This window comes from Phaeodactylibacter sp., assembly GCF_022763345.1.
Taxonomy (GTDB): domain Bacteria; phylum Bacteroidota; class Bacteroidia; order Chitinophagales; family Saprospiraceae; genus Phaeodactylibacter.
The window spans coordinates 1-14,105 of record NZ_JALEGS010000022.1; the positions used below are offsets into that span (position 1 = coordinate 1).

General features: G+C 52.4%; 4 protein-coding genes. All 4 read right to left on the reverse strand.

Going from position 1 to position 14,105, the window contains the following annotated elements; genetic code table 11:
• A partial coding sequence (locus MRY86_RS06245) for an HYR domain-containing protein (RefSeq protein ID WP_293571081.1) occupies positions 1-11,386 on the reverse strand: 11,386 nt, incomplete at its 3' end.
• A gap of 883 nt (positions 11,387-12,269) precedes the next feature.
• Positions 12,270-12,839: a DinB family protein gene (locus MRY86_RS06250; RefSeq protein ID WP_293567043.1), complete on the reverse strand. Its 570-nt coding sequence runs from the start codon at positions 12,837-12,839 to the stop codon at positions 12,270-12,272.
• Between the two features lie 55 nt (positions 12,840-12,894).
• Positions 12,895-13,437 carry a Crp/Fnr family transcriptional regulator gene (locus MRY86_RS06255; RefSeq protein ID WP_293567042.1) on the reverse strand — a complete coding sequence of 181 codons (543 nt, stop codon included), beginning with the start codon at positions 13,435-13,437 and terminating at the stop codon, positions 12,895-12,897.
• 27 nt (positions 13,438-13,464) lie between these two features.
• Positions 13,465-14,046, reverse strand: a complete 582-nt coding sequence (locus tag MRY86_RS06260; RefSeq protein ID WP_293567041.1) for a TetR/AcrR family transcriptional regulator — start codon at positions 14,044-14,046, stop codon at positions 13,465-13,467.
• Positions 14,047-14,105 lie beyond the last annotated feature (59 nt).

The window sequence follows — 14,105 nt, forward strand, 5'->3', positions numbered from 1 at the left end:
CGATGTTGTCTTCCACTGTGACAATTGCCGTGCAAGTGCTCGTATTGCCATGCTCATCTTCTGCGGTAACCACTACCGTGTTTGAACCAACATCCGCACAGTCGAACGCACTGATATCAAGCGTAGTGCTTGCCAGTACACAACCCTCGGATGGCGTGCCCACAATATGGGCAGGCGTGATGCTTGCCAATCCATCGTTATCCAGCTGTACGGTAATGTCCTGGCAGTCCAGGCTTGGTGCGGTATTGTCCTCAACGGTGACTGTTGCCGTGCAGGTGCTGGTGTTGCCGTTGTTGTCTTCCACGGTTAATGTGACCTCTTGGGAGCCAACATCAGCACAGTCGAAAATGCCGATATCTATGGCTACACTTGCCAGACCGCAAGCGTCGCTGGAACCATTATTTACCTGAGCGGGCGTTAAGCTGGCATTGCCAAGGACATCCAACTCCACCGTCACATCCTGACAAAGCGCAATCGGTACGACATCATCGATAATCGTAATATTGGAATTGCAGCTACTGCTGTTGCTGTTGTTGTCTGTAACCGTAAGGGTAACCGTTTGCATGCCCACATCGCCACAGCCAAAAGCGTTAATATCAAGGCTTAGGGCAGCAATACCGCCCGGTACGGGTAAGGATGTGCAGTTATCTGAGGACCCTGCGTCTACTTGTGCAGTGGTAAGTTCGGCTACGCCATCTTCGTCCAGCAGCAATATCACATCCTGACAAACGGCAGCTGGTGCAATGGTGTCAGCAACCGTCACCACTGCACTGCACTGGCTGGAATTTCCAGCGATGTCTTCTGCGGTAACCGTAACGGTCTGTGTCCCAATCGCACTACAGTCAAATGTAGTAACATCCAGATTCACACTTGCCAGCCCACAGGCATCGCTGAGGGGGGTGGCCACCTGGGCTGCAGTAAGTTCAGCAGTACCATTGGCATCCAACTGCACCGTGATATCCTCGCAGATCAATTCCGGCGCTACCATATCCAATACGGTAGCGGTGAAGGTGCAGGTGCTGCTGTTGCCGTTGTAGTCCGTTGCCGAAATGGTCAGGGTGTTCTCACCCAGATCACCGCAATCAAAGGTCCCAAATTCCCAGGACCAGGATTCAATGCCACAAGCATCACTGGAGCCGTTGTCGACTTCCTCCTGTGTGATGGTTGCGGTACCTGAGGCATCCAATTGTACGGTTACATCCTGGCATACCATATCAGGACCGATGTTGTCCTCTATGGTGACCGTAGCCGTGCAGTTACTGGTATTTCCACTATTGTCCTCCACAGTCAGGGTAAGGACCTGTTCGCCAACATCACCGCAACCAAAGATGGTGGTATCGGATGTAATGCTCAGGAGGACGCCCGGCAGTCCGTTACCGGAACAGGCATCATAAGAGCCTGCATCAATTTGTTGCGGGAAGACTTCAGCCGCACCATCGTTATCCAGTTCAACTGTAATGTCCTGGCATAAAGCCACCGGAGCAATATCATCGACAACGGTGACGATGGTTTCGCAGGTGGTGGTATTCCCACTTGGATCGGTAGCCGTCAGCAAGACCGGGTTAGGCCCTACATTCGTACAATCGAATGCTGTTGTACTCAGAGAAAACTGATCGTTCGGTATCGGGTTGCTGCAGGCATCGGTTGCTGAAACTAATACATCATCAATACCGATTGCCGCCATGCCATTCTGATCCAAAGGCAGGGTTAGGCTTTCACAATTCACCACCGGAGCGATGGTGTCGAGGACGGTGACCAGCGCCACGCATTGGCCGGTATTTCCATAGACATCCTCGGCCGTGAGCGTCACTTCATTAGTCCCCACATCTGCACATCCAAAAGTGGTTTGATCTGCGCTCAGCGAGGCAAGCCCGCCAGGGCCATTACCGGATGGGCAGTTATCAGAAACGCCCCCATTGAGTGCGGCCAGGGTAGTGCTGCCGTTGCCGGAAGCATCCAGCCAAACCGTATCCGTTAGGCAGGTGACCACCGGTGCTTCATTGTCTACTACAGTAATATCAAAAGTGCAGACATCGGTATTGCCGTGGTAGTCGGTGGCGGTGTAAGCCAGGGTAGTTGTCCCAATCGGGAACGTGCTGCCCGAGCTCAACCCTGTGATATCGATTTGATTGATGTAAACTGTTGCGAGGGCATCCCACGACAGGATAACCTTTCCGTGACCGTAGTTGAGCCCTGTGACGTTATTTTGTGAAGTGCCGCTATTGAAAGAGCCACCTCCACCACCGGCACCGTACTGATCGCCACCACCGGCAGCACCGCCACCGGAGTAGCCGCCACCACCGCCGCCGGGACCATAGCTTAAACCGCAGTTGTAACCACCGCCGCCGCCGCCGAAGCCGCCGTAGGCGTCCACGATACCACCAGACTGCCCGCCGAAGCCGCCGGTCTGATAAGAACGGCCGCCGGTAGACGAACAGTCGCCGTTAGCACCGTCCGAAAAGAAGCCACCGCCGGCTCCGCTCATCTGTGTAGCGGTACCTGCTTCGCCGCCGTTACCGGAATTACCACCGGCTCCTACCCCACCGGAAGCATTGATGCCGGCAGAGCCAAATGGAGCAACTTGTCCGGGCGCGCCGTCGTGGATGGTACCACAGCAGAACCCGGCACCGCCGCCACCGCCACCAGCGATAATCAGCGGTGTACCGGTATCGTGGTCTACCACAAAGGTACCGCCACCGCCACCGTTGGATACGGCTGGTTTTTCTCCAACCAAAACATCAATGACTTGCCCCGGCGTTACTACGAAAGTACCGCTCATGTAAGCCCCCAGGCCACCAAATCCTACATTGGCGTCGCCACCCTGCGCACCGTAGGCTTCAATCTTTAGGGAAGTCACCCCTTCCGGCACAACGAAAGTCTGAATCGTCCCGTTGAACTCCAGCGTATCGGAAGATACGGCTTCATCACAAACAAAAACAGCCTCGGGCAGATCGTAGGCCACTATGGCATCGCAAACACCGGGATCCGTATCTGTTGTGATGTCCCCGGGACAGATCGCTGTGGGCCCGTTGGCATCCTGAACGATGGCCATAGCGGTACAGGTGCTTGTATTGCCGTTGTTGTCCATTACGGTCAGCGTGACCGGATTGGGGCCAAAGTCTTCACAGCTCAGGGTTTCGATATTCAGTGTGAAGCTGCCAATTCCACAGGCATCGGTGGAACCATTGTCAAAATCTTCAGGTACCAAACCGTAGGCAACATCTGAAACTGGCTCTACCACAACATTTTGACATTGGGCAACGGGTGCGATGTTGTCCTCAACGGTAGCTACTGCCGTACAGGTGCTCAGGTTACCATTGATATCCGCAACGGTGAGCGTCACCGTATTTTGCCCCACATCCTCACAATCAAATTGAGTCTGATTGAGGGAAATCCAGTCAATTCCACACACATCATTAGAACCCGCATCAACCAAGGCAGGAGGCAATACCCCTTCACCCGATGCGTTCAGCTGAACCGTAACGTTTTGGCAAAGCGCTTGTGGTGAGGTTTGGTCCTCCACCGTTACGGTAGCCGTGCAGGTGCCGCTATTCCCATTAACATCCGTTTGAGTGAGTGTAACGGTATTCTCACCGATATCAGCGCAATCGAAATCGCCGCGGTCAAGCGTCAGTGTTTCGAGCCCACAGGCATCAATAAAGCCGCTACTGACTTGTGCCGGTGTGACGCTGCCCAGCCCATCTACATCCAGTGCAATCGTCACATCCTGGCATAGAGGCACGGGTGGGGTATTGTCTTCCACGGTTACGGTGGCACTGCAGAAACTGCTGTTGCCATTCACATCGGTAACGGTAAGTACCACCAGGTTCTCGCCTACATTTTCGCAGTTAAATGTAGTGCTGCTCAGTACCATATCTTCAATGCCGCATGCATCGGTAGAACCAGCATTTATTTCATCCACAGTGAGGCTTCCCAATCCTGTACCAGACAGTACAACAGTTGCATCCTGGCAAAACGCAGAGGGCGCTACATTATCTTCAACGGTCACCTGACTGGTACAACTGCTGCTGTTGCCATTAGCATCCGAGACCGTCAGAATGACGGTATTCGGACCGAGGTCAATACAACCGAAAGCGTCAATGTCGAGTGACAAGCTTTCAACACCACCCGGTACGGGCCCGTATGGGCAGGCATCTGAGGATCCGTTATCAATTTGAGCCGGCGAAAGAAGTACCTCCCCGTTTTCATCCAATTGTGCGGTTATGTCAGCGCAGGAAGCAACCGGCGCGATATTGTCTTCTACCATGACCGTAGCATTGCAGGAACTGCTGTTGCCGTTCACATCGGTGAGGGTTAAAACAACCTGGCTGGCCCCAACATCACCGCAGTCAAAAGCAGTGATATTCAGCCCCTGTATGGCTATTCCGCAGGCATCCGTTGAACCTGCATTGACCTGCGCGGGAGACAACAGTGTCTGACCATCAGCATCCAGCTGAACAGTAACATTTTGACAAAGCGCAATGGGCGCTTCATTGTCTTCAATTGAGACGATAGCGGTGCAGGTGCTGCTGTTGCCGTTCACATCCGTTGCAGTGAGGGTGACTTCATTTAGACCGGTGTCTGAGCAATCGAATGTAGTGACATCCAGGGAAAGCCCCGATAGCCCGCAGGCGTCTTCTGATCCATTATCGACCTGCGCGGGGGTAAGCGAGCCGCTGCCAGCGGCATCCAGCTGTACCGTCACATCCTGGCAAAGCGCCTGAGGCGGCACATTATCTTCCACAGTGACTACAGCAGTACAGGAACTGGCATTGCCATTGGCATCTACAACGGTAAGTGCTACGGTATTGGCACCGACATCCTCGCAATCAAACTCCGTAATATTCACCGCCAAATTACCTATAGAGCCCGGTACGGGCCCGTATGGGCAGGCATCATTGGAGCCCGCATCAATCTGAGCGGGTACAAGACTGGCGACACCATCTGCATTGAGTTGGATCGCAATGTCCTGGCAGAGGGCCTGCGGTGCGATGTTGTCCTCCACAGTGACTGAGGCAGTACAGGTATTGCTGTTTCCGTTGTTGTCTATACCGATCAATGTTATCGTGTTGACCCCAACGTCACTACAACTAAAGGTATGCTGGTCAAGGGCAAGACTGGAAATCCCGCCCGGGCAGGCATCGGTTGATCCACCATCAATCTGATTGACGGTTATGCTACCGGCACCATCCGCATCAAGCTGTACCGTCAGGTCGTTACACACCATCGTTGGAGGTATATTATCCTCAACCGTTACAGTAGCGGTACAGGTGCTGCTGTTGCCGCTGGAATCCGTAACCGTCAGGGTGACTTCATTCAAGCCTATATCTGAGCAGTCAAAGCCTGTTAGATTGAGGGAGAGGTTTTCTCCGTTGCAGGCATCATTGGAACCCGCGTCTACCTGAGTAGCGGTGAGACTGCCTAAACCATCAGTATCCAATTGTACGGTTACGTCTTGGCAGAGGGCTATTGGTGCAACATTATCCTCCACTGTAATCAGGGCGGAGCAGGTACTGTGGTTACCGTAAATATCGGTAGCAGTCAGGGTAACGGCATTCGGCCCAATATCGGCACAATCAAAGGTTTCGGTATCTATAGTCAGATTGTCCAGACCACAGGCGTCACTAGAGCCATTATCCACCTGAGCGGCCGTGAGGCTTCCGGAGCCATTGGCATCCAATTGAACAGTCACGTCCTGGCACAAGGCTTCCGGGGCTACATTATCTTCTACGGTAACCGTTGAGGTGCAGGTGCTGGCGTTGCCGTTCACGTCTATGACGATAAGGGTAACGATGTTAGGACCGATATCCGAACAGTCAAAGCTATCGTCACTAAGTACCAGGCTGGAAACGCCGCAAGCCCCGGCAGAGCCACCATCTACATCAGCGGGCAAAAGGCTGGCTGTACCATCGCTATCCAATTGGATGGTCACGTCCTGGCAAAGTGCGGTAGGTACTACATTATCCTCTATAGTAATCTGAGCAGTGCAACTATCGGTATTGCCATTGATGTCAGTGACCGTCAGGGTAACGATTTGCGTACCCACATCATCGCAGTCAAAAACATTCTCGCTAAGGGTGAAATCACCTAGGGCACAAGCGTCCTCTGACCCTGCATCTACGTCTTCAGGGTCAAGCTGCCCGGCACCTGAGCCATCGAGCTGTACGGTCACATCCTGACAAAGGGCTTGCGGTGCCACGTTATCTTCTACCGTCACTACTGCCGTGCAGGTACTGCTGTTACCGTTGCCATCTGTAGCCGTTAAGACCACGTTGTTTTGCCCAACGGCACTACAGTCGAAGGCCGTAATGTCTAAAGAAAGGTTATCCAGCCCCCCCGGTGTAGAGCAGGCATCATTCGAGCCATTGTCGATCTGGGCAGCAGTAAGGCTAACATTACCGGTGGCATCGAGTTGAACCGTAATACTCTGACACAGCGCCTGAGGTGGCACATTGTCTTCTACGGTAACTGTAGCGGTACAGGTACTGCTGTTGCCATGCGTGTCTGTTGCGGTCAGGGTTACAGGGTTCTCTCCCACGTCTTCACAACCAAAGGATTCGGTACTGAGTGAAAGCCCGGCGAGTCCGCAGGCATCATTGGAACCATTGTCAACTTGTGCGGCGGTGAGCGTGGCGGTGCCGGAGTCATCCAGCTGTACCGTAACGTCCTGACACAGGGTAGTAGGTGTTAAATTGTCTTCAACGGTTATTTCTGCGTCACAGGAGCTGCTATTGCCATTTACATCGGTAACGGTAAGGGTGACGGCCTGAATACCAATATCCCCACAACCAAATGAAGCCTGGCTAAGACTAAAGCCATCTAGCCCGCAGGCGTCGGTTGAGCCACCATCTACCTGAGCAGCAGTGAGCGTCCCTACTCCATTGGCCGCTAACTGTACGGTCGCGTTCTGACAAATAGCTTCCGGAGCGACATTGTCTTCTACAGTTACGGTAGCGGTGCAGGAACTGCTGTTACCATAAACATCCGTTGCAGTGAGGAGGACTGCGTTATCCCCTATATTGGAGCAATCAAAAATCGCAATATTCAGGCTTAGGTTATCCAACACGCAGGCATCTGAGGAACCTCCGTCCACGGCAGCAGGAGTGATACCGCCTGTACCGTTTTCATCAAGCTGAACGGTGACCGGCTGGCACTGCGCATCAGGTGCGATATTATCTTCTACGGTAACGAGTGCCGTACAGGTACTGCTGTTGCCATACTCATCTTCAGCCGTGAGAGTAACGGTTTGCGTGCCCACCTGATCACAATCGAAGGCAGTGATGTCAAGAGAAAGGGAAACCTCACCACAGACATCACCGGAGCCCGCATCGACTTCAGCGGGTGTCAGCGTGCCCAAGCCATCAGCATCGAGCTGTACGGTAACATCCTGACAAAGGGCTTGTGGAGCAACGTTATCCACTACAGTAGCCAGCGCGGAGCAACTGCTTTCATTGCCACTGGGGTCCGTTACGGTTAGAATGACCGGATTGGGCCCAATATCCTCACAATCAAAATTGGTAACATCAATAGCCAAAAGGTCTACACTGCAATTATCTGTTGAACCGGCATCTACTTCAGCAGCAGTCAGGCTGCCCAGTCCATCCGCGTTCAGCTGCACCGTCACATCCTGGCAGCTGGCGATTGGATCGATGACATCCGTTACGGTGACGATGGCGGTGCAGGTATCGCTGTTGTTGTTTTCATCTTCCACAGTAAGGGTGACCAGGTTGGTACCCAGGTCCCCGCAATCAAACATATCCTGATTAAGCAGGAAGGGGCCGACCCCACACGCATCGGTAGAACCATTCTCCACATCGGCTGGCGGAAGCACGGCAAATCCGAGGGAATCCAATTGTATGGAAACATTCTGGCAGCCGGCTACCGGTGGCACGTTATCTTCCACGGTTACGGTGGCGGTGCACTTACTGCTGTTGCCTGCCAGATCGGTGACCGTGAGCGTGACCGTATTGGCACCGACATTACCACAACCGAAGGTCGTTTCATCCAGTATTAGTGTATCCAAACAGGCATCACCCGAGCCGGCATCGATCTCCTCAGCGTCGAGGATCCCTACACCAAAAACATCAAGCTGTACCGTGGCGTCCTGACAGAGGGCCACCGGCATGATGTTATCTTCAATAGTAACTGTTGCGGTGCAGGTACTGACGTTACCGTTATTGTCCGTTACGGTAAGGGTGACCGTATTATCACCTATATCTGTACAATCGAAAAGGGTCTGATCCAAAACAGAACTGGCGATCCCACAGAAGTCCAGAGAACTGGCGTTGAGGTCTGCCTGGCTCAGGGTCGCTTGCCCGGAGCCATCGAGTTGCAAGGTAGTGGATGCGCATTGTACCTGAGGTGCAATATTGTCTTCTACGGTGATGGTAGCGGTACAGCTATTCATGTTTCCATTCAGGTCCACTGCGGTTAGCGTGATGGTATGCTCACCAACATCCGCGCAATCAAAAGCAGTTTGATCTATATATAAGGTGTCGAGGTTGCAGGCATCATAAGTGCCATCATCCACATCTGCCACACTGAGGGTGCCCTGCCCGTTGGCATTAAGCTGTACGGTGACATCCTGGCATAGCACTTCGGGCACTACCGTGTCGGCTACGATGACGGTTGCGGCACAGGTTGCGGTATTTCCGTTGTTGTCCTCCGCAGTCAGGATGACCGTATTGGTTCCGATAGCGCCGCAGTCAAAATTTGAAATATCCAGTTCCAGGCTGTTTATCCCACAGGCGTCTGAAGAACCATCATCTATGGTTGAGGCAGTGATGCTTCCCAAGCCATCAGCATCCAACTGAACGGTTACATCCTGGCAGAGCACCTGCGGGGCAATGGTGTCAGCCACGGTTACGGTAGTGGTGCAGGTGCTAAGATTGCCATTCGTGTCTTCAACGGTTAGGGTTACGCTATTATCGCCTACATCCGAACAGTTAAATGCCGTGGTATCTATGGTCAGGCTCGCAATTCCGCAGGCATCGGCTGAGCCACCGTTTATGTCAGCGGGAACAATACTTGCGAGCCCATCTGCATCCAACTGAATAGTGATATCCTGACAAACAGCAGTGGGCAGGACGTTATCCTCCACAATGACTTTGGCAATACAAGTATCCGTATTACCCCCAACATCTACCGCAGTGAGCGTTACAGGGTTTGTGCCGATATTATCGCAGTCGAAAGCTGTTTCGGACAAAGAAAGACTAGCCAGCCCCCCAGGACCCGAGCCATTAGGGCAGTCATCGGTGGAGCCTGCATCCAGGTCATTCGTGGAAATTGTGACGAACCCATTCTCATCCAGCTGCACGGCAATATCCTGACATGCCGCAATCGGTGCAGAGGTATCGGCAACGGTAACGGTCCACGATCCCAGGGATACTTCAGGGCTGGTATTACAGGTACTATCGCTGGCGTAGCGCCGGAAGATAGTGGTTTGCGGCAGCTCATCCTCAGGTGTGTAGGTTGGATTATCAGCGCCCGGGATAGCCGCTGTAAAGTTATCAGCAGAAGAACGCCAGGTGTAGGTAATCTCTCCATCTCCACCCGTTGCCAGGAATTCATTCGGAATAGTGGATGGCGTGCCACCGGGGCAAATCGTTTCACCTTCATCAGCGATTTGACCGGGGTCGAAGGCGGGCAGTACGGTGACGGTCCATTCTCCAATGGCGGGAGTGGGGTCTGTACTGCAGGTCTCGTCTATAGCGTAGCGGCGGAAAGTGGTGGTTTGTGTCATGCCATCGTCCGGCGTATAGGTAAGGCCATCGGCACCGGGTATTGAGCTGGTAAAGTTGTCTGCAGAGGAGCGCCAGGTGTAGGTGATTTGACCATCTCCACCGGTAGCAGGAGCGGTACTTCCAATTTCTGAGGGCGTACCTCCAAAGCAGATCGTCTCCCCTTCATTAGCGAGCTGTCCCGGATGAAATTCGTCGAGTACGGTGACGGTCCATTCCCCATCTGATGGTGTAGGCGTGGTGCTGTAGGTCCCATCGTTGGCATAGCGCCGGTAGGTGGTGGTTTGCGTCAGCCCGGCAGGCGGAATGAAAATGGGTGCAGTCGCAATGGGGAGCGGATTCGTGAAGTTATCAGCGGAGGAACGCCAGGTATAACTGATGTTTTCATCTCCCCCACTCGCCAGGGTTACATTGCCAATCATCATGGAAGGTGTCCCCCCGTAGCAGATGGTTTCCCCACCGCTAACGATCACGCCCGGAGCAAAAGGATAAATACAAATATTTTCGTACCAGTTAATTTCATCGTCGTAATTGGCTGCGCCAAGCACATCCGGGTCGCCGTCCCCATCCAGGTCGGCTGCGTACACCGAAATAGCACCATCGGCATTTCCATCAATAATGCTTTGTGAAGCAAATGTGCCGTCGCCCAGATTTTCGTACCAGGCGATTTCATCATCATACTGAGAGGCAGACAGGACGTCAGGGTCCCCATCGTTGTCCATATCCACCGCATAAACCGACAGCGCACCATTAGCGGCGAAGGAGATAATTTTCTGAGCAGAGAAAGTACCGCCCCCCAGGTTTTCGTACCAGGCGATTTTATCATCCTGAAAGGAGGCAGAGATCACATCCATGTGCCCGTCGAGGTTGATATCCGCTGCATAGACGGAGCGGGCCAAATTGGCTGAAGAAGTGATGACCTGCTTACTGCCAAAGGTACCGCTCCCCAGATTTTCATACCAGGCAATCTGATCGTCGAAACCAGAGGCGGTAAGTACGTCCATATCACCGTCATTATCCAGGTCTGCGGCATAGGCGTCGTAGGCCCCATCCGCATCCGCTGCAATGATTTGCTCCCCGGAAAAAGCGCCGCCTCCCAGGTTCTCAAACCAGGCAATTTTGTCGTCGAAAACCGAAGCTGAAAGAATGTCCAGATCTCCATCCCCGTCCAGGTCTGAAGCATTGACAGATATGGCGCCATTAGCGTTAGTAGTCAGGACTTGCTGCGGTCCAAAACTTCCACCCCCCAGATTTTCGTACCAGGCGACTTTATCATCATACCCGGAGGCAGACAGGACATCCACATCCCCATCGCCATCCAGGTCAGCGGCATGTACGGAGAGGGTGCCGTTCATAATGGTGGAAATGACCTGCTGCGGGCCGAAGTTGCCGCCGCCGAGGTTTTCGTACCAGGCGATTTTGTTGTCGTTGAAGGAGGCTGAAAGCACATCCATATCGCCATCGCCATCCAGGTCCTCTGCAAAGACCGCATAGGCCCCGTCAGCGAGGCCACCCGCGACAGGGGCACCCGAAAACGTGGGCTGTGGGCAGGGCTGTGCAAAAATAAGGATTGGGCTAACTAACACGAGAAAGGATGCCAGGCGCATACCTCTACTTGTTACCTTGGGTAGTAATTGTGTAAACATGTTTAACGTTTTCTCTGATCAGACTCTTTCCTAAGCGATAAGTGCCTGAAAATGAAATAAGCCCGTTCAGGTTCCCGGTACACGGGCATCCTGGGGACCAATTCAATAGTATGTTCCGAAAAGCAGGCAACACTAAAGTGTATAAGCTCCTTCGGTATGTTTGTTGAAAGTTTGCGATCCAACCGAACGGATCAAAGGTTCGGACTGGGACATGCGTACCAAAATCCACCGGAAAAAAGAAACGACTATGCGGGATGACATAAAGCCATTACCCCACAGGCGTTGCGTGACGCGGTGGAAATCAGAAAAGGTATCAAGTTAAAGTATCAAGGCTCAGATTTCTGCTGTTTGGAAAAGCATTACTGTTTACCAATATCAGCAGAGAGGTCGGAAGCGACCAAAAATCGGTTTACCAGATAAATCAGCACTTCTAATTGAAAAGTGCCGGAAGCCAGCAAGGATGGGAATGCATATTTGTTCCCTGTTATTGCGCTTTTTCCCGAAGAGGATTAAGGCAAACCCGTTGGATAAGACAGACTAACTTTTGATATTAGTCTGGTATTCATCGTTTCGGGGTTTAGCTTGCTGCATGTTTGTTTGCTTAAAACTGTTACGAACTTATTAAATATTTTTGGGATATCCTAGGATGGAATTCCAGTATTTACACCCTGAGCAACAGATTTTTAGAACTTAAATATGGAAAAACAGGCATATTACAGATGATGCGTTGCAACTTATTCCCTTGTCACAATGCTAATGCAGGGTCTAAACAACGAATTATGTGGGCAATGTGCATTTGCTTTTTCATTAAGTATTTTTCATGCACAGTGCCCATCAGTGCAACCAAATGACCACGAGCTGAATTCGCAAATCCGCCGCTTTGTTAGGTGTTTTGGGAAACATTCTGCCGCTTAGGTGCTAATGCAGCCCGTTCTGCCTGCTCCATATGCCGCTGATTGTGGTAAATGACAACCCGAAAGGTATCGCCCAACCGAAGCTTGATCCATGAAGAAATGGAAATACTGGTCTTTGTCCGGGTAAGATCCACTGTTTTGGCCTGCTCAAGCAACCTCAGCAACTCCTGCTGCTGCTTCAGGAAAGTCGTAAGAACGGATTTATTCAGTTGACTGCCGGCCGGGTCCATGGAAGAAAAGGTCTTCATTTTATTAAGCTTTGGTTTGGGCAGCAGGCTTTTGGCGAAGTAATTGCCGAGCCAGCCCGTCTTAAACCGCCCTGTGGTGTTTTCGGGGGCTTTGTCCATACGCTGCTGTATTTCCGGCAGGTAGAAATCGCCATATCGGTTGAGGTGTTCGATACACTCAAGCGCACTCCAGCTGTCTGCTGAAGGCTTGGTGTTGAGAATGGCTTCGGATAGTTCCAGCAGCTGTTGGGCACCCTGTATCACATCTTCGGTGCGTGTGGTAAGGTCAGCAATGAGTTCAGATGATCGCATAAGTCCTTTTACCTGCAAAGATGTGGCAGTCAGGTTTTCTTTTCCTTGATCGAAATCAAGATTTCTTAATCCGGGAAAGGGTTTCCGGGGTCATGCGCAGGTAGGCAGCGATGTATTTATGGGGGACTTCCTGAAAAAGCATAGGGCTTCGTTCCAATACCCGCTGATAGCGCTCCACCGGAGAGGTGATCAATAAATCCTGTTCGCGCTCCATTTGCTGCAGTATCAACTGTTCCAGCAAAAAGTTGTACAGTTCCGCCACTTCCGGCACCTTTTCCAGCAGTTCCGTAAAGCTCGACTTGCGGATAGCCTTCAGCTCACACTGCCGTAGCGCCTGCAAATAATAGGCAGAGGGCTGCCCGTGAATAAAGCTGTCCAGGGCCGCAATGAAGTGCCCGGGGTACCCGAAACGGATCGTATACTCCTCCACCTCATGCTGCCAGTACACCCGGATGCTGCCCGACTCAATAAAGTACAGCCGGTCATCGACCTGTCCTTCCATGGTGAGGAACTGATTGCGGTCGAGTAAAATGGACTCATCCCAGTCCTGATGCTGACTGATGAGGTGGTGAAGGGTTTGGATGGGGTTGTTGGTCATGAAGAGTAGTTTTAAAAAAGCAAATGACTACCTCAACGCCCCCAGCGCCGCCTCCACCGCCCCCAAGAGCGCTTTTTCCTGCCCGGGGATCTTGCCCACCACTTTCACACCATTGTATAAGGTGAAGAAGAGGTTGGCTGCAGCTTCCAAATCCTGATCTGCTGACAACTCGCCGGAGGCTACGCCTTGCTGCAAAAACTGATGGAATACCGCCGTGAAGCCTTCCTTATTCGCCCGGATAACTCCCTCCATAGACCGGTCTTCGGGCAGAAGCTCCGTCGTCACATTGACCACAAAGCAGCCTTTTTGGCCAGCTTCGGATTGCGTTTCTTCTATGGCCATGGCGAATAATTGCCGAAAACCGTCGCGTACGCTGTCTTGCTGCTCCAGAAAACGCTGCAGGCCCTGAGTGTTAGTCTTGCGGTACAGCTCAAAGGCCTGATCAAACAAGTCCTTTTTGCCCCCAAAGGTGTCGTACAGGCTCGCGCGATTGATCCCCATCGCGTCTACCAGATCCTGCATGGAAGTGGCATGGTAGCCTTTGCGCCAAAAGGTGTGCATGGCTTTCTCCAAAGCTTGTTGTTCGTCAAAGGTTTTTGTGCGTGGCATAGCTAAAAAATTAAGGGGAACGGTAAGCCGCTCCCCTCTTATAACCCCATTTTGGAATT